This window comes from Neomicrococcus aestuarii, assembly GCF_014201135.1.
GTDB classification, from domain to species: Bacteria; Actinomycetota; Actinomycetes; order Actinomycetales; family Micrococcaceae; genus Neomicrococcus; species Neomicrococcus aestuarii.
Genome location: NZ_JACHDR010000001.1, coordinates 1710854 through 1728309 on the forward strand (window position 1 = coordinate 1710854; position 17456 = coordinate 1728309).

Consider the following 17456-nt stretch of genomic DNA (forward strand, 5'->3'; position numbering starts at 1 on the left):
ATATTTAGCTGTACTGAATGGCTGAGCATCCCTACTGTTGTTGCTTGTGACTACTGCTCTTTCCGGTTTCTTGACCGGCCTCTCTTTGATCGTTGCTATTGGCGCCCAGAACACGTTTGTGTTGCGCCAAGGCCTGATGCGAAACCACGTGGGCGTGGCCGTGCTGATCTGCATCTTTGCTGACATGTTGCTGATTGCTGCGGGCACTGCAGGTCTGGGAATTGTGGTGCAGGAGTTCCCGTCCGTGCTGGTGGTTCTCAAATGGGCAGGCGCCGCGTACTTGGCGTTCCTTGCCTATCAGTCCTTCCGCCGTGCGGCGCACAAGGAAGCACTGGATCCCACGGCGGCCACGCGATTGAGCCTCAAGGCGGTAGTCGGGACAACGCTCGCGATGACGTTCCTGAACCCCCACGTGTATCTGGACACCGTGGTGCTCTTGGGCGCACTCGCGAACCAGCACCCCGGAGAGCAGTGGTTCTTCGCTGCCGGAGCGATGCTGGGCTCCGTGGTGTGGTTCCTTGCGTTGGGTTTTGGCGCTCAGGCGCTTGCGCCGCTCGTCAAGAGCCCGCGGACTTGGCGCATCATTGACCTGTCGATTGGCGTGATTTTGACGATCCTCGCGGTTCGCCTCGCGACGCTTCCCGTCTAAACCTCAGGACGTCGGCGGTCTATCGGTCGTACGAAAGGCTAGCCGGTGGGCTGTCGGGGACTGGCCTATTTCGGAGCCATACGGATGGCGCCGTCCAAACGAATGGTCTCGCCGTTGAGCATGGGGTTATCCACGATGTGCTGAACCAGCACGGCGTACTCGGCGGGACGTCCCAACCGTGAAGGATGCGGAACCTGGCGGCCCAAGGACGCTTGAATTTCCTCGCTGAGCCCGGCCATCATGGGTGTCTCGAAGATGCCGGGCGCAATGGTCATGACACGAATCTGGTGAGCGGCCAGCTCGCGGGCAATCGGCAGCGTCATAGCGGCCACACCGCCCTTGGACGCTGAGTAGGCGGGCTGACCAATTTGCCCGTCGAAAGCGGCGACGGAGGCGGTGTTCACGATGACCCCGCGCTCGCCGTCCACGGACTCGGTGGCCGAGATCTTCTCAGCGGCTAGGCGAATCACGTTGAACGTTCCAATCAAGTTGATGCGCACTACGCGCTCAAAATCGCCCAGCGTCAGAATGCCCTTGCGGCTGAGCACCTTGCCAGGAGTGGCTACGCCCGCGCAGTTCACCACAATGCGCAGATCGCCCAAGGATGCCGCGAGATCCACGGCCTTCTGCACGTCTTCTTCGGACGTGACATCGGCGCCCACGAAGTGCGCGTTTTCGCCGAGGGCCTCGGCTGCGGCTTCCCCGGCAGAGGAAGGAAGGTCCACGAGGACTACGGTGGCTCCGCGGGTAATTAGCTGTTCGGCGGTGGCTCGGCCCAAGCCGGACGCGCCTCCCGTGATGAGCGTGACGGTTCCTTCGGTTCGCATTCGGTCTCCTCAAAGATGATGACGACGGCGGAGCTCGCCGCTCGCTATGAGTACTGGGGTTTGTTTCAGCGTACTGTCGCAATCCCGGGCTGACAACGATGTCCGCGTACTATCAATGCATGAAAACTTCCGAACGGCCCGAATTTGCGACCCAGCGTCGCAATGAACTGTTCGATTCGCTGATCGAGATGTTCTTGATGGACGGCTTCTCTCACTTGACCCTTGATGACGTGGCAGCGCGCCTCAAATGCTCAAAGTCCACGCTCTACACGTTGGCTGGGAGCAAAGATGCTCTGGTCAAAGAAGTCACCAAGCATTTCTTCCGCAAGGCCACCCTCGCAGTGGAGACGGAGCTTGCTGAGGCGAGCGGCTCACTGAATCGCATCACCGCATACTTGAATGCCGTTGGACGCGCACTTTCGGCGGCATCGGAGCAGTTCATGCTGGATATGAGCAACTTCGCGCCAGCCCGCGAGGTCTATGAAATGAACACCAAGTTTGCCGCCGAGCGCGTGAAGACGTTGATCGACGAAGGCGTGGCGGCCGGGGACTTCCGTAAGGTCAATGCGGCCTTTGCTGCTGACCTCACGAGCGCCACGATGGTGCGCATTCAGCTGGGTGAAGTGCGCCAGCGTACGGGGCTGGGGGATGCGAAAGCGTACCAGGAGCTCGCTGCCATTCTGACGGCCGGAATCTCAGCCTGACAAGGGCGTTAGCCCAACAAGCCAATTCAAGCACCGTGTGACGGGGTTCACTTCTACGCCGCACAGTAGTACTCTGGAAGGGATTTCAGTACTGTTGCAGCGGCCCAGCGTGTGATCCACCAACACCGTGCGATGGACCACCTCCATGGCGGCAACAGCTCGATTCCACTCTTGAGGATCAGCATGAACACCGCACTGAACTTCCACGCCAACCCTGTGGAATCCGCCCCGGCCCTCGCTACCGCCGACTTCTTCGACGTCGCCAGCCAGCTTCCCGAGCACGAGCGGCAAAAACTCGCCGACATGCGCGCATTCCTCACCCAGAACATCCGCCCCCACGCAGCCGAATACTGGACCCGGGACGAGTTCCCGCACCACCTCTTGCGCGCTCTGGGTGATCACGGCTTCGGCGAGATTGAACTTGAACCCGGAAGCCGACTCTTCAAGGGCCTCGTGTACGCGGAGCTCGCCCGCGCGGACCTGAGTTTGAGCACGCTCGTCGGCATTCACAACGAACTCATCGTCGGCGGACTCATGGAGGCCGGCTCGCCCGAGCAGCAAGCTCGTTGGATCCCGCTGTTGCGCACCTTCCGCGCAGTGGGTTCCTTCGCCCTGACCGAGCCTGAACACGGCTCTGACATTGCGAAAGGCCTCTGCACCACTGCCACGCGTGAGGGTGACGAGTGGGTCATCAACGGCTTCAAACGCTGGATCGGTGGCGCGACGTTCGCGGACTTCTTGCTGGTGTTCGCGCGCGATACCGCCGATCACGAGGTCAAAGGCTTCCTGGTCGAGACGAATCGCCCCGGCGTGAGCGCCCACAAGATCCAGCACAAGACCGCCCTGCGCATCATCCCGAACGCGGACATCACGCTGGACCAGGTGCGCATCCCGCTCGCCAACGCCTTGACCGGTGCCGCGAATTTCTCCGCAACCAACGTCCTGCTGCGTAATTCGCGCGCGTGGGTGGGCTGGGAGGCGGCGGGCGCACAAATGGCGACCTTCGACGTCGTACATCATTACGCCACTACCCGCGAGCAATTCGGCCACCCCCTCGCGGAATTTCAGTTGGTGCAGCAGCCCATCGCGAAGATTCTTGGGAACGCTACGGCCTCGCTCGCCATGATGGCGCAGCTCGCGCGGCTTCAAGAGGAAGGCCGGCTACAGATGGAGCACGCGGCACTGGTCAAAGCCAGTACGACGACGCTGGCTCGCGAAAGTGCCCAGCTGGGGCGTGGATTGTTGGGCGGCAACGGGATTCTGGCGGATCGCGAGATGGGCAAGATTTTCGCGGATGTCGAGGCGATCTACACGTATGAGGGAACCTATGAAGTGAACTCGCTGATTGTGGGTAGAGCAGTGACGGGCGCGTCTGCGTTCGTGTGAGAAGAGGCCTCACGAGGGTTCGGTCAGACGGCTTGTCCACAAGGTGGGACGAGCCGACTTCTTCGTGGGTGTGGGGCTGGAATAATGGGAGGTATGGAAGCACTCGCTGGTCTTCGCCGTCCGAACATCACTGTTGAACTTGCCCAAACCATTGCACAGCAGTATTTCGGAGTGACCGCCGTGAGTGTCACCGAGCTGGGCAGCAATCAGGATCGCAACTTCTTGCTCCACGAGCTGGACGGAAAGCAGTCCGTCCTCAAGATCGACAACGCCGCGTTCCCGCTAGTGGAAATCGAGGTCCAGAACGACGCCCTCGGCGCGTGCGTGGCCGCCGGCGTTCCTGTGGCCAACGTGATTCGGGGGACCGACGGCGTAGCCATCCGCACCATCGTGGACATCGACGGCACCGAGCATTTCGCCCGCCGCTTCCAGTTTGTCCCTGGCACCTCGCTCCTAGATGCCCAGTACCTCTCCGCTGTGATGATGCAACAAGTGGGCACGCTGAGCGGCAAAGCCTCCGCGGCCCTGAAGAACTTCGCTCACCCGGGCCTTCACCGCTCCACGCAGTGGGATCTTCGCCGCGCGGTGGAAGTGTCTGAGTCCCTGCTGGACTCTATTGATGACGGAGCGCGTCGCGAACGAGTTCGTGCGGCCCTCAAGGCGGCGCAACGCATTCTGGGACAAGTCGGCGAACTTCCCGTGCAGGCCGTTCACGGTGACATCACCGATGACAACATCATGTGGGGCGGACCGCAGCAATCGGAACAGCTGACCTTGCTGGACTTCGGGGACGTGTCCACGGGTTGGCGTGTGGCCGAACTCGCCACCACCTTGTCTTCCCTGTTGCAGCACACCGCCGAACGTCCGCTGGATGTGTTGGTGGCTGCCCGTGCCTTCCACCAACAGCAAGCGCTGACGTCCTCCGAAGTCTCGGCTTTGTGGCCGCTCGTGGTGTTGCGCGCGTGCGTTCTGGTGACCAGCGGCGCCAAACAGCTCGAGCTCGAAGCGGACAACGATTACGCCGCCGAACGTATTGAGGGCGAGTGGCGTATCTTCGACGAAGCTACGCGGTACCCGCTAGACGTTATGCGGGCCGCAACGCGTGCCGCTCTCCACGTGCAAATTTCGGAAACGGAGCTCGCCGAGCAAGCCGCGAATCCGTCCACGCAGACCTCCGGGAACGATGGTCAGGGGCGGACTGTCGCTGATTCGGGCCCGTTCTCCTTCCCCAAGAAGAAGCGTCTCAAGGCACTTGAAGGGTCGCTGCTAGAAGCACCGGTCACGTTGCACCGCCTGGATTTCAGTGCGGAATCCCCGCTCATGGACGACGGTGTTTGGCTCGAAAAGGGTGCGGAACAGCGCCTCATCCGAGAGAAGCTTGCTTCCATCGCCGAAGAATCTGGCGAACAGGGTGTTTATTTTCCGTACGCTCGCGAACGTCTTACCCGTTCTCGTGTGAACTCGGTGGACGCTCCCAGCACCATTCCTTTTGGCCTCGAGGCTTATTTCACGTCGCGTACTCGCTTCTTCGCGCCTTTCGATGGCGTCGTTTCGCTTCCACCCACCACCATGGAAACCAAGGACGAACAGCAAGTTGTTCTGACCGCGAACGACGGCACTCGCCTGATTCTTGAAGGACTCACGAAACTGCCTCACGCAGGCACCGTGTCCGCAGGTGAGCTGCTGGGCCGAGTGGCGTCGTCGGACTCTGTGAATCTGAACCGCGTACGCATCTTGTGGGTTAGCTCCCGCGCAACCTCCCGCATTCCGTTTGTGGGCGGAGGAGAACTCGCGCCTGCGTACGAGCAACTCACCATTGACCCCGCGCCGCTGCTGGGGTTGCCGCGTGAAGAGGAACGCCCGGACGCTGCGATCGAACAGGATCGCCGCAACCGAGTGAGCTCCTCCGCTCAAGAGCGCTATTACGTGAACCCGCCCGAGTTTGAGCGCGGATGGAAGCACCACCTCGTGGACACCAACGGGCGCACGTATGTAGATCTCGTAAACAATGTGGCCGGTCTGGGGCACTCGCACCCGAAGGTGACCGCGGCCGCGCAGAAGCAGCTGAGCCTTCTGAACACCAACTCTCGCTTCCTGTACCGGCAATTGGCCGAGTATTCGGAGCGTCTGATTGAGAAGGCGCCGAACAGCCTGGACACCGTGTTGTTCGTGAACTCGGGAACTGAGGCCGTGGATCTTGCCCTGCGCTTGGCGTGGGCAGCGACGGGTCGCAAAACCATCATTTCCCTGCGCGAGGCTTACCACGGCTGGTCGATTGGCGCTGATGCCGTCACCACCAGCACGTATGACAAACCCAACGCTCTGAACTCGCGGCCAGACTGGGTGCACGTTGCGGATGTGCCGAACCCGCTGCGCGGCAAGCACACCGGCCCGGATGCCGAGACCTACTACGCCACCGAGCTCGCCGACACCCTCAAGCAACTGGACGCTCAAGGAAAGCCAGTGGCTGGCTTCATTTGCGAGTCCGTGCTGGGCAATGCCGGTGGCGTGCTCCTGCCTGAAGGGTATTTGCGCGAGGTATACGCGAAGGTGCGCGGCGCGGGCGGACTGAGCATCGCGGACGAAGTTCAAGTGGGCTTTGGTCGCATGGGCCAAGGTTTCTGGGGCTTCAACCTCCAGGGTGTGCGACCAGACATCATCACTATCGCCAAGCCCATGGGCAACGGCTTCCCGATTGGCGCCGTCATCACCACTCGTGCCATCGCTGAATCCCTGGGTAACGAGGGGATGTTCTTCTCCTCGGCGGGCGGTTCACCTTTGAGCTGTGCCGTGGGACTTGCGGTTCTCGACGCGATGGACGAGGACAAGATCTTAGAGAACGTGACTGAGGTGGGCGACTACTTCAAGGAACGCCTCGAAGCGCTCATGGCGAAGCACCCGCTGATCGGTTTTGTCCACGGCGCAGGCCTGTACTTGGGTGTTGAATTGGTGCGCGATCGCGAGACGCTGGAACCTGCCAAGGAAGAGACCATGGAAGTGTGCGAACGGATGCTCAACCTCGGCGTCATTGTTCAGCCCACGTCAGAGCGCCAGAACGTCCTCAAGATCAAGCCGCCACTGTGTATTGACCGCGAGAGTGTGGACTTCGTGATTGACGCCTTTGATCAGGTGCTTTCCGAAGTTGTGGCGACGTTCCCGCCAGCTCACGCCTAAGGCGGCGCAGCTCGGAAGATTCGCCTAGAGCAACGTGGCGGGATCGATGAGATCGTGCCGTGGGTCCAGCGGGTAGTTGCCTTCTTTGTGGCGGTGAGATGCCGGGAGGCCCAGCGCGATCGAGTCGCTTGGGATATCGCGAACTACTACGGCGTTGGATCCGATAGCAACATCATCGCCCACCGTGACGGGACCAATGAGCATGGCTCCAGAACCCAGCATGACGTTGTTGCCGATCTTCGGGTGGCGCTCGGTCTTATCCAAGGCGCGGCCACCCAGAGTGGCTCCTTGGTACATGAGAACGTCGTCGCCAATCACGGCGGTTTCGCCAATGACAATCATGGAACCGTGATCAATGAACGGGCGGCGGCCAATGGTGGCGCCTGGGTGAATCTCCACCCCAGTCAGGAAGCGCATGAACTGGCTGAGCAATCGCGCGGGCGCCTTGCCGGCTTTGCGCTTCCACAACTCGTGGGCAACGCGGTGGGACCACATGGCGTGAATACCGGAATAGCCAATTGCCACTTCCAGATCCGAACGAGCCGCAGGATCCTGCGCGCGAGCCGCCTGAAGGTCCTCTTTCATGAGCTGAATCATGGTGGGCTGTTCCGTCAATGGAGCGTCCTCTTCAGTACGGTGATCTTGCGCGTCGGTCATGGTGTCTACAACTTCGGTTTCACGGGTTTTCTTCCACGTCACGCCAGATTTCACCCCGTGAGGGCAGCCAAGCGCAACACTATCTGGCACTAGCTTAGGCGGTTAGGCTCAAGTCATGAGCGAAATGATGAAACAGGGCCACTTTAGCTACGTTCGAGGAGCTGTCTTCTCCTTCGTCCGCGCGCTCGGAATCACAGTTCTAGCTACTCTTTCCTCACTCCTGAACCAAAACTCAGGATCACTGGCCAGAAGCGTCTCAACGGTGGCGGTGTTCTACGCCGTTCCCATCATCATTGGTGCACTGCTGGCAACAGTGGTGTCGATGGGATTGTTTGCTCTCGGAAATCGAGGCGAGCATCCTCGGCGGGGAGTCCTTCTCTCCGTTGTTGGCGTGATTCTTCTGGGCTTCGCTTTTGCTCTGGGAACAGGGCAGATCCCCACCTATGACATCACGGCGCTGTTGATCATTGGATGTTGCGCTGGCGCGCTGACTGGCCCGGTTAGCGCCCTCGTTGTGTCACGCCGCTAACCGGCCCTCTAGGCGAGCACCAACCTGCTTACTTACCGCCGCTGTTGAGCAATTCGAGGTGGCGTGGCTGTGCCGCGGTGGAATTGGTCTGGTACTCAGGATGCTTCGCCACGTAGGCCTTGATGTACGGGCAGACAGGAACCACCACGCGGTTCTCCGCTTCCGCGCGCTGCAAAGCGTAGGCGGCGAGGCGACCGGCAAGACCCTGCCCGCCGTACTCCTCTGAGACCACGGTGTGGTAGAAAATGCGTTGCGCTTGGCCGTCCACTTCGACGTCCTTGAAGCGCGCTTCGCCAATAGCCTTATCCCCATCGCGCAGTTCGAAGCGTGAAGGGTGATCTGCGAAATGAACTGAGAACTGGTCGTCGCTCATGATGACTCCTTTGAAGGTGGTTTGTACTAGTTGGATGGGTTAATGCGAGGTCGGATCCGCAAATTCGGCAAGGCCGGCGCGGGAAGGGGAGCGGGCTCGTTCGGGGGGAAGACACCGAAACGCAACCCAGCGTCGTCGTACTCCGCGGAGTCACCCACAGTGTCCGCTTCCGAACGCTCTTCCAAGCCCATTTCGGCCATGTAATCCTTGCGGTACTGCACAATTTCCTCATGCGTGCGGCCCACGAAGTTCCACCACATGACAATCTGCTCTTCGAACGGGGTGCCGCCAATCAACAGCACGCGCACCGGCTCGTTCTTCGCGGTCAATACGGCCTTGTTATGACCGGTGGGCAAGTAGCCCAAGAAATCCTTGGGAAGCGTATGCCCATCAAGCAACACAGCGCCGGCATCCAGCAAGAAACCGTGCTCGAAGGTGGGATCCAACGTCAGCTCCACGGATGCGCGCGGCGCCAACAGGATCTCAGCGCCCAGAAGCGGGGTGTGCGTGGTGACGGGGGACGTGGAGGTGTGTTCGTTGACGCCCAAGGTCCCCAAGAACACGCGAACCTCGGCTCCGTTGCTGACAATGGCCTCGGGCGCGTAGTGCTGGAACGTCGGCGGCATCTGGCGGGCGCTGTCCGGAAGCGCAATCCACAACTGGGCACCGTGCAGGATTTCCGTGTCCGGGGTGGAGAACTCGGAGTGCGTGATGCCGTGGCCAGCGGTCATGAGGTTGAGCTCGCCAGGGCGCACGATCGCTTGAAAACCGGCGGAATCCTTGTGCTCGATCTCGCCCGTGAAGAGCCAAGAAGCGGTCTGCAAACCGGTGTGCGGGTGTTGCGGCACGTACATGCTGTTGGAATCCGTCACCCGGTCCGGGCCGTAATGATCCAAGAAACACCAGGCGCCAACGAGACTGCGCTTGCGCTGCGGCAAGGTGCGGCGGACGTTCATGGCGCGTGGCCCGCCCAGCGGAACGTCGCGCGGTTCCAGCAGCTCAACGCCTTCGCAGGAGTTGCCTGAGGCTAATAGCTCTTCTTCTGGCGTGGTCTCAAGATTGCTCACGGGGATCCTTGCTCTGGGTTCCGTCTGGCTCGGGAGTTGCGGTAACTCGGGGGTTCCGTTTACTCGGTGGCCGAGGTTACTTGCCTGGCCCGGTTTCGGTGGGGTACTTGTGCGGCGTGACGGGGTGGTGGCTCAAGATTGAGACGCGGTTGAACGCGTTCATGTTGATGGCCGCCCACGTCAGAGCCGATGCGGCGGGATCGCCGAGTTCAGCGCGCACCGTTGCGACGATTTCCTTGCGGAACTCTGGGTCTGGCAGCTCGGTGACGACTTCGCCGAGCTCTAGCGCCAAACGCTCCTCGGTGGTGAATGCTGAGGAATCGCGCCAAGCTGCCACCACCGCAAGCTGTTGGTGGGTTGCTCCGGCCTGCAGTGCCTTGGGGACGTGTCGATCCAGGCAGAATACGCAACCGTTGATCTGGGAGATGCGAACGTACATCAGCTCCAAAGCAATGCGAGAAACTTCGGCTGCGTCAATGGCCTCGCCCACCCGCAAAGAAACCGCGTTGAGCGCCTTAAAGATGGCTTGATCTTGACGGTCAATAAACAGGTTCTCGTGCTGCTCGGTTCCGCTCACCGTAGCTCCTTCATGCTCACTGGTACGTCCTATCCGCCGGCGACGGACTGGACAATTGTCACCCGATCGCCCGAGGCTAAAACCGTGTCCTGACCTTGGGCGTTCCGGATGTTCCGCTTCCCTAGAAAGATATTCACATAACGCCGGATTTCCCCTACTTCATTCCTTACACGTCGCCCAAAGACCGGAAACTCACCCGATACTTGATCCAGCAGCGCTTTTATGGTCGCCGGGGCCGGAAGACTGACGTTGCGTTCGCGCTCGCCGCCGGCGACATTTGCGATGACGGCGGGCATAACAAGGGTGACGGTGGTTTGCTCGGTGGACATGATTTCCTGGGTTGAAATGACGACGACGCAGCTTAAGCAGGCACGTAGGCGGCCCGGACACTGAGCACGTCTGGGAGACGGTGCGCGAGGCGCGCGAAAGACTCGCCTTCGTTAGCGCTGAACCACACTTCGCCACCGCGCGTTCCGAAGTACAAGCCCAAAGAGTCTGGATGACCGTCGACGCCTTCGGCATCGCGAAGAGAGACGTTGTAGTCCTCGTCCGGGAGGCCTTGGTGCTGTTCCACCCACGTGTCTCCACCGTCCGTGGTCTTGTAAACCGAGCACTTCCCGCTCGGGAAGAATCGATCGTCACCGTTGGAGACCGGGATGCACCACGCCGTGCCGCCCTTCGACGGGTGCGTGAGGATGGAGAACCCAAAGTTCGCGGGCAATCCCGTTTCAATGGGTTCCCACGTCTCCGCGTTATCCCGCGTCCGATACACGCCGCCGTGGTTCTGCAAATACAACGTTCCGGGATCCGCGGCATCGGCTGAGATGCGGTGCACGCACTGGCCGAACTCGGGGTACTCGTCCTCGGGCTGGAATTCCGCGCGAATGCCCTTGTTGGTGGCCTTCCACGAGGTGCCGCCGTCCGTGGTCCGATAGACGCCACCGGTGGACATGGCGATGTGCACGGTGTTGTCATCTACTTGGTTGGGGACAATGGTGTGAGCGGCGGGCCCACCGAATCCGGCACCCCAGTGCTCACGGTGTGGGTGATCCCAGAGGCTTTGCACCAGCTCGAAGTGCTCGCCACCATCCGTGGACTTGAAGACGGAGATGGGCTCACATCCTGCCCACACCACTCCTGGCCGCCCGGCGGTATCCGGGGTGATGGTCCAGACGCGTTCAAGGGAAGCGCCCGTCTCTTTCGGGAACACCACGGCACCGGCCGATGTCTCGGAGAAGTGAGCTCCGCCGTCGTCCGAATGAACCACCGTGGGGCCAAAGTGCCAGTCATTGATGCCCACAAAAATGCGCACGCGATCCTCGCGGGTGTCGACGGCGACCGAAGGAACCTCGAGGGTTCCAAAGAACGGACCGGAAAGGGTCCATTCGGAGCGGTCGGGACTGCTGGCCAGCCACAACCCCTTCTTGGTTCCGATGGCAACGACGGTGGTGCCCGGAGAAATTGAGACGGCCTCGGTGGTGGACGGGCTCGCTACTGTTTGCTCAGTCATGAGACCTAGTCCACCACTGTGACGCACATAACTCAACGCCTACCGCGAGATCCCGTATCAGCGCGTGGCCAGGTAGTCGCGGCGAATGACCTCGAACGTCTGCTGCTGGCGCTCGGGCTCAATGGCGGACTCGTGTGTGCGGCGAGCAAAAACCGCGAGACGGTCCGCGAACTCGTTTCCCTGATCCCCGTTGTGTCCGCGAACCCACGTGAATTCCACCGGGTGTCGCTGGGCAATGGACTTCAGTTCGGTCAGAACCGTGTCAACGTTCTTCGACCCCACAGCGTCTTGGCTCAACGTTCCATCGAGCAAATGGATTGCGACCTGGCTATCGGAGCGGACCACAAAAGTGGGGGTGATGTCGGCGGCAGTCAGCTGGAGTTCCATGCCATTGCACCAGCTGATGGCCTTCTTTAGTCCGGTGCTGATCGCGTGTAGCTCGGCCTCGAGGATGCTGCGGGCTTCGCGGAGATCAAAGCCAAGGCGTGGAGCAGTGAGTTTGTTGCGTGGGTCGGCATGCTGGAAATCAATCACCCATCCGAGTCCCGCCGTGGTGCCCTTGCGTTTAGAAGCATCTGTGGACACCTGCACGGCGAGGGTCTTGCTGGAATTCAGTGCGCGGGCGAGTTCTGCGGCGCGGTGGGTGCTGCTGGGGGCTGCGGGACTGTCTGAATATTCATTTCTATCCCTTGTGAGTGGGCAGGTGCCTTGCGGGGTGTATTTCACAAGACTGAAACTGCTCAACTGCTCTGACCGTTAGGATGGGGGAGAACGCGGCACCCAAAACTTACACTATAAGTGTAATATGTGAGTGCAAGGGAGGACTGCCATCCAACAGCATCATGACGAGGTTCAGTGGGTAAGTTTTGCGTGGGATCTCGAGAGCCCACGCAGTGCTCTCGAGCCGGTTTACAAAAATCTTTTAGACACGGCGCAGGCTGCAAAGGGTGAGACTGAGCCTGTCCTGAAAGTCCTCGCTGAAGAACCCGCACTCAACATCCCCCTCCTGACCCAGTGGGAATTCCTAGCCACCGTTGCCGCAGTCGATCTCGCGGCAGCGCGAACCCTTGAACCCCACCTCGACGCACTCGGCATCCTGCGCGAAGCTGCGGATGCAGGTAGCGCTATCCGCATCCCGGAGGGATCAACGTGGGGTGTCTTCGCAGCCGAAGCTCCCAACGCGAGACTCACGGCAACACACACTCCCAGCGGTTGGGTACTTCAGGGAACTAAAGCGTGGTGCTCACTCGCCGGCCAGCTCTCTCACGCCATCGTCACCGCGTGGGTGGATGACACCCGCCGCGGGACCTTCGCAATCGACCTCAAGCACCCGGGCGTCATAGTTGAAGACTCCAGCCAGTGGCACGCGACCGGCTTGAAAAACATCGTGAGCAACCCCATTTCATTCACAGATGTTCCCGCCCATGCAGTGGGTGAGCCCGACTGGTACTTGACGCGCCCCAACTTCGCCGCAGGCGGCATCGGCGTCGCCGCGTGCTGGTTCGGCGGAGCCGTAGGCCTCTTTCGTTCGATGCTCGCCAAGGCAACCCACCGCGCACCGGATCAGATTGCCCACGCACGCTTGGGACTGGTGGATCGGCACCTGGCCGCAGCGGCGTCGTCGTTCACCCTGTCTGCTCAACGTGCCGAACGCGGCACCGTGGATTGGGCCGAAGCGCACCGCACCCGCGGTATTGCCGAGCAAGCGTGCCGCGTAGCGCTCGCAGCCGCCGGAGAGTCGCTTGGTCCGGCCGCGCTAGCGTTCGACGAAGACCACTCGCGGCGCGTCGCAGACCTTGACCTCTACATTCGCCAGCACCACGGGGCACGCGATGACGCCGCCCTCGGCGAGCTCATCCTGGAATCGGGGCACTCATGGTGAGCTTCACCCACGACTCCACGGGAACCCCGGAAAGCGCATGGCGTGATGCGGGCCTTGACGCGCTGAAAGACCTCGATCCGCGTGCAATCCCCGGCAAAGACGGGCACGTGGTGGTGGTTTCGGCGCACCCGGATGACGAAGCGCTCGCAGCCGCCGGGCTGATCCAGCGCGCCATTACCGGGGGAGCCCACGTCACGGTGCTCCTGTGCACGGCGGGGGAGGCCTCTCACCCGAATTCCCCCACGCATTCGCCGCAGCAGTTGGCGGATCTGCGGCTCCAGGAAATGCATCGCGCGTTGGCGCACCTTGGCCGGGAAGAGCAATTGACGTTAGATTATCTGGGAATGCACGACGGCGCAGTGGTGGCGTCAGGCTCGGCCCTTGACGCTGCGCTATTGCGTGCGATCCGCTCCACGAATCGGCCCACCGTGCTTGCTGTCACTTATGCTGCCGACGGTCACACGGACCACGAAGCTGTGGGTGTCAGTGGTCGTCGCGTCGCCGCCCTGGCAGGGGTTCCTTTGCTGGAGTTCCCGATTTGGTACTGGCACTGGGCGCCACCGAGTGATCCGCGCTGGCGCGATTTTGAACGCTTAGAGCTCACCGCCCAGGAGGTTGCCGGTAAACGCGCGGCCCTCGCCGAGCATGTTTCTCAGATTCAGCCTTTGTCAGGGCAGCCCGGCGATGAAGTCTTGCTGACGGAGTCGGTCAGAGCTCACTTTGAGCGGGACTTTGAACTCTTCCGTTTTACCCCTGTGGTGGAACTCGGCTCCACCTCGGCGCAAGAGGTTTTTGATGACCTCTACCGCCGTGACAAAGACCCGTGGGCGTATGTGGACTCTTGGTACGAACGCCGCAAGCGTGCCGTGACGGGTGCGAGCCTCCCTCGAGAACGCTACGAACGCGCCGTGGAAGCCGGTTGCTCCATCGGCGTGCTGACTCAAGACCTCGCCGACCGGTGTAGTTCCGTGGTGGGGCTCGACGCCAGTAGCGAGGCGCTAGAACTCGCACGTGCACGCCTCTCTGGGCTGAACACGGTGGAATTGCGGCTAGCGCAATTGCCGCGTGACTGGGATTTCCGCCCGGCTTCCTTGGACCTCGTGGTGGTCTCGGAAATCGGCTACTTTCTCACCGAGGACGAACTCACCCAACTGCTGACCGCAGCCTGGAATTCCCTGTCTCCCCACGGCCATCTTCTGCTTTGCCACTGGCTGGGCCCCATTGACGGGTGGCCGCTCGATGGCCATCGGGTCCACGAACTTGCTCGCCCTATCACTCAAAAACCACCCTTGATTCACCACCGAGAGAGTGCATTTCTGCTCGAGGTTTTTGAGAAGAAAGAATGACTCGCTCATGAATACCCGTTCCACCCCACCACCATCAGCCCGTATCTCACAAGTCCTCGTAGTAGTGCCGGCCCGCGACGAAGAAGAACGCTTGGGCACGTGCCTCCACCACGTTCAGCTGGCTATGGACCAACTTACTTTTCACCACAATGTCACCGTGCGATTGAGCGTGGTGGTGGACTCCAGCACGGACGGGTCCTTGTGCATTGCGCAAGAAGCTTCCAAACGTGATCCGCGCATCGTTTCGCTCAACGTTGAGGTGGGTTCGCCGGGCCGCGCGCGAGACGCCGGCATTCGGGCGGGCCTTGACGACGTTCCTGCCAACGAACTCGGCGGCGTGCTGGTGGCATGCACCGATGGCGACACGTTTGTGCCCGCGGATTGGCTGGTGTCCCTCGTGAACGTCGCGAATGAGGGCGCCGACGCCATCCTCGGGACCGTGGAGCCGGACCCTCGGGACACTGACCCGGATCTGGCAAAGTTGTGGCACGAACGCCACGATCCGCTGGACGGGACCGAGCACATCTACGGTGCGAACATGGCGTTCCGCGCCAATGCCTATCTTCAGGCAGGTGGTTTTCCCGCGTATGACATCGGTGAGGACGCCGCCTTCATTCGTGCGCTCCGGGATGCTGGCAAACTCGTGGTGGGCTCTACTGCAGTTCACGCCGTGACGTCTGGTCGGCTTCAAGGCAGAACCGCTGGCGGATTCGCGGGTTACTTGCGGGATTTGCAGCCCGGGGTGCGCAGGGGCGAACGACGACTCCCGGCTCACGTCACGGCGTACCCGGGAAGCTACCCCTCGGCCTTGCCACGGCGCCAATAACCCATGAAGGACACTTGCTTGCGGTCAATTCCGGCGTCCCGCACCAAGTAACGGCGTAGCTCCTTGATGAGTCCGGCCTCGCCCGCGAGCCACGCGTAGAACGGTTGCGATCCACCCGTGGTGGTCTCCCACAAAATGGTGGCGTCCACGTCGATGTCCTCAGGTTCCAGCCCGGGGTCTACCGCGCCGGCTCCGGGGACGGCCACCACGGAGCGCACTGCGGCACTCAATAGTTCGCCGTGCGGGCGCGATCCGCGCGGCAACCACTGCACCGTGACGCCCGAACGCGTGGACGTGCCGTGCATATCCTCGACGGCGGGTACTTCAATGAAGGCGTTGCCTTGGACGCCCGGCGGCAAGGATTCCAGGATGGAGCAGATGGCGGGAGCTGCGGTTTCGTCGCCTGCTAAGAGGATGCGTTGAGCGGATCCGGGACGGAATTCGATGCCGCCGTAGCTCGCATCCGTAAGGTGCCGGTTGGGCCCCATGAGCAGCAGCGAATCGCCCACAGTCGCTTCGGCCGCCCAGACGGATGCAGGCCCGCCGACCAGTTCGCCGTTTTCGCGGTGAACGTGCAGGACAAAATCGAGGTCCAGTTCGGCGTGCTGCGAGACGTTCTTCGGATGCCCCGCGGGACGCTGCGCGCGCACCGTGTACGTACGCATGTAGCCGCGCTCTTGCTCCGGCATGGACAGCCACGTTTTGTACCACGTGCTGTTTGCGGAAGCCGTGATGGTTCCGCCGGGCCGCAGATCCGCGAAGAGCCCTAGCATGTGTTGGTACGTTTCGGCGTCGCGAGCTGCAGGAATCAGCGCCTTGATGCGCAAGTCCAGAGGATCCGAATTGGTGCCGAAATGCTCCAAGTCATCTCCGGAAACGGTGATGCGCCGGAAGCTTGGCCCCAGATCCTGCACGGCCACCACGTCAAGATCAAACACCATGGTGGGTGCGACGTCAAGGGTGGGCTGGCGTGGTTCGGTGTCGGTCTCTGTGAGAGAGGACGACGACGCAGCGTGCGTCCCAGCCTTCACCGCGGCTTCCGCCGGGGTTGAGGTGGCGGGGGAGACGGCGGCGGACGTGGTTGCGCTTGCGTCGGTGGTTAACTCGGCGGCGCTCGCAGCGACTGGGTTACTCGCAGCGACCGAGTTACTCGCAGTACGCAGGATGCGATTGCGGCCGATGGGCAGCACGAGTGGGGTGCCGGCCACGGGATCCGGAATCACGCGAGATGGCAAGCCGAAAACCTCTTGAACGAGCTCCGAAGTGACGATGTCCGCGGGGCGACCCTGCGCCACGATCTGCCCGTTCTTGAGGGCTACGAGGTGGTCCGCGTAGCGGGCCGCCAGGTTCAGGTCGTGCAACACAATCGCTACGGTGGTGCCGCGGCGGCGGTTCAAATCTGCCACCACGTCCAGGACCTCAAGCTGGTGCGCAATATCGAGGAAGGTCGTGGGCTCATCGAGGAGCAAGAGGTCCGTCTCTTGAGCCAGCACCATGGCGATCCACACGCGCTGTCGCTGCCCGCCGGAGAGCTCATCCACGGAGCGGTCAGCGAGGTCTTCGCAGTTTGTGACGGCTAGTGCGTGGTTCACGGCGCGGTCATCGTCCGCGGTCCAACGGCGGAACCAGCCCTGGTGCGGGTAGCGGCCGCGGCCCACGAGCTCGCGAACGGTAATGCCGTCCGGTGCCAGTGGGGATTGTGGCAAGAGGCCCAGCTTCTGGGCGACGTCCTTGGACGAGAGGCGGTGGATGTCCTCGCCGTCGAGCAGCACGGTGCCCGACTTCGGCGCCAACAATCGGGACAATCCGCGCAAGAGTGTGGACTTTCCGCAGCCGTTGGCGCCCACAATCATGGTGACTTCGCCCGTGGGAAGCTCGAGGCTGAGGTTGTTGACCACCAAGCGGGAGTCGTAGGACAAGGACAGTTCTTGGGCTGAAAGTGTGGTCAC

At 61.6% G+C, this 17456-nt stretch carries 17 protein-coding genes; 8 read left to right on the forward strand and 9 right to left on the reverse strand.

The window, feature by feature from the left end:
* Positions 1-46: 46 nt before the first annotated feature.
* Positions 47-649, forward strand: a complete 603-nt coding sequence (locus HD598_RS07660; protein ID WP_311538984.1) for a LysE/ArgO family amino acid transporter — start codon at positions 47-49, stop codon at positions 647-649.
* Between the two features lie 65 nt (positions 650-714).
* On the opposite strand, the gene HD598_RS07665 is transcribed toward HD598_RS07660, so the two are convergent.
* The gene (locus HD598_RS07665; protein WP_183664940.1) at positions 715-1476 is read right to left on the reverse strand and encodes an SDR family NAD(P)-dependent oxidoreductase; all 762 of its coding nucleotides are present in this window, start codon (positions 1474-1476) and stop codon (positions 715-717) included.
* 119 nt (positions 1477-1595) lie between these two features.
* Between HD598_RS07665 and HD598_RS07670 the strand changes: the two genes are divergently transcribed.
* The 3 genes from HD598_RS07670 (at position 1596) to HD598_RS07680 (ending at position 6740) form a co-directional block, all read left to right on the forward strand.
* Positions 1596-2180 carry a TetR/AcrR family transcriptional regulator gene (locus HD598_RS07670; RefSeq protein WP_183664942.1) on the forward strand — a complete coding sequence of 195 codons (585 nt, stop codon included), beginning with the start codon at positions 1596-1598 and terminating at the stop codon, positions 2178-2180.
* Positions 2181-2363: 183 nt separating this feature from the next.
* Entirely contained in the window at positions 2364-3566 is a 1203-nt protein-coding gene (locus HD598_RS07675; protein WP_183664944.1) for an acyl-CoA dehydrogenase family protein, read from the forward strand.
* A 93-nt stretch (positions 3567-3659) separates the two neighbouring features.
* Positions 3660-6740, forward strand: coding sequence for an aminotransferase (locus HD598_RS07680; RefSeq protein WP_183664946.1), 3081 nt, complete (start codon positions 3660-3662; stop codon positions 6738-6740).
* A 24-nt stretch (positions 6741-6764) separates the two neighbouring features.
* Here HD598_RS07680 and epsC read toward each other — a convergent pair whose 3' ends face one another.
* The gene (gene epsC, locus HD598_RS07685) at positions 6765-7337 is read right to left on the reverse strand and encodes a serine O-acetyltransferase EpsC (protein ID WP_183666734.1); all 573 of its coding nucleotides are present in this window, start codon (positions 7335-7337) and stop codon (positions 6765-6767) included.
* 175 nt (positions 7338-7512) lie between these two features.
* Here epsC and HD598_RS07690 point away from each other — a divergent pair, with 175 nt between their 5' ends.
* Positions 7513-7926 carry a hypothetical protein gene (locus tag HD598_RS07690; protein WP_183664947.1) on the forward strand — a complete coding sequence of 138 codons (414 nt, stop codon included), beginning with the start codon at positions 7513-7515 and terminating at the stop codon, positions 7924-7926.
* Positions 7927-7954: 28 nt separating this feature from the next.
* Here HD598_RS07690 and HD598_RS07695 read toward each other — a convergent pair whose 3' ends face one another.
* The 6 genes from HD598_RS07695 to HD598_RS07720 form a co-directional block, all read right to left on the reverse strand.
* On the reverse strand, positions 7955-8299 hold the full coding sequence (locus tag HD598_RS07695; protein ID WP_183664949.1) for a GNAT family N-acetyltransferase: 345 nt from the start codon (positions 8297-8299) through the stop codon (positions 7955-7957).
* 26 nt (positions 8300-8325) lie between these two features.
* Entirely contained in the window at positions 8326-9366 is a 1041-nt protein-coding gene (locus HD598_RS07700) for a pirin family protein (RefSeq protein WP_183664951.1), read from the reverse strand.
* Positions 9367-9442: 76 nt separating this feature from the next.
* Positions 9443-9943: a carboxymuconolactone decarboxylase family protein gene (locus tag HD598_RS07705; protein WP_183664953.1), complete on the reverse strand. Its 501-nt coding sequence runs from the start codon at positions 9941-9943 to the stop codon at positions 9443-9445.
* Between the two features lie 29 nt (positions 9944-9972).
* Positions 9973-10272, reverse strand: coding sequence for a MoaD/ThiS family protein (locus HD598_RS07710; protein ID WP_183664955.1), 300 nt, complete (start codon positions 10270-10272; stop codon positions 9973-9975).
* A 32-nt stretch (positions 10273-10304) separates the two neighbouring features.
* Positions 10305-11453 (reverse strand): WD40/YVTN/BNR-like repeat-containing protein, encoded by a 1149-nt coding sequence (locus HD598_RS07715; protein ID WP_183664957.1) that lies wholly within the window; start codon positions 11451-11453, stop codon positions 10305-10307.
* Between the two features lie 57 nt (positions 11454-11510).
* Entirely contained in the window at positions 11511-12179 is a 669-nt protein-coding gene (locus tag HD598_RS07720) for an RNase H family protein (RefSeq protein ID WP_183664959.1), read from the reverse strand.
* An 85-nt stretch (positions 12180-12264) separates the two neighbouring features.
* On the opposite strand from HD598_RS07720, the gene HD598_RS07725 reads away from it, so the two are divergent.
* The 3 genes from HD598_RS07725 to HD598_RS07735 are packed head-to-tail and all read left to right on the forward strand — an operon-like array spanning position 12265 to position 15507.
* Positions 12265-13335 (forward strand): acyl-CoA dehydrogenase family protein, encoded by a 1071-nt coding sequence (locus tag HD598_RS07725; RefSeq protein ID WP_183664961.1) that lies wholly within the window; start codon positions 12265-12267, stop codon positions 13333-13335.
* Positions 13329-14681 carry a bifunctional PIG-L family deacetylase/class I SAM-dependent methyltransferase gene (locus HD598_RS07730; RefSeq protein ID WP_183664963.1) on the forward strand — a complete coding sequence of 451 codons (1353 nt, stop codon included), beginning with the start codon at positions 13329-13331 and terminating at the stop codon, positions 14679-14681. Before HD598_RS07725 ends, HD598_RS07730 begins: the two co-directional genes overlap by 7 nt.
* 7 nt (positions 14682-14688) lie before the next feature.
* On the forward strand, positions 14689-15507 hold the full coding sequence (locus tag HD598_RS07735) for a glycosyltransferase family 2 protein (protein ID WP_183664965.1): 819 nt from the start codon (positions 14689-14691) through the stop codon (positions 15505-15507).
* Here HD598_RS07735 and HD598_RS07740 read toward each other — a convergent pair.
* Positions 15477-17456: an ATP-binding cassette domain-containing protein gene (locus HD598_RS07740; protein WP_183664967.1), complete on the reverse strand. Its 1980-nt coding sequence runs from the start codon at positions 17454-17456 to the stop codon at positions 15477-15479. The genes HD598_RS07735 and HD598_RS07740 overlap by 31 nt on opposite strands.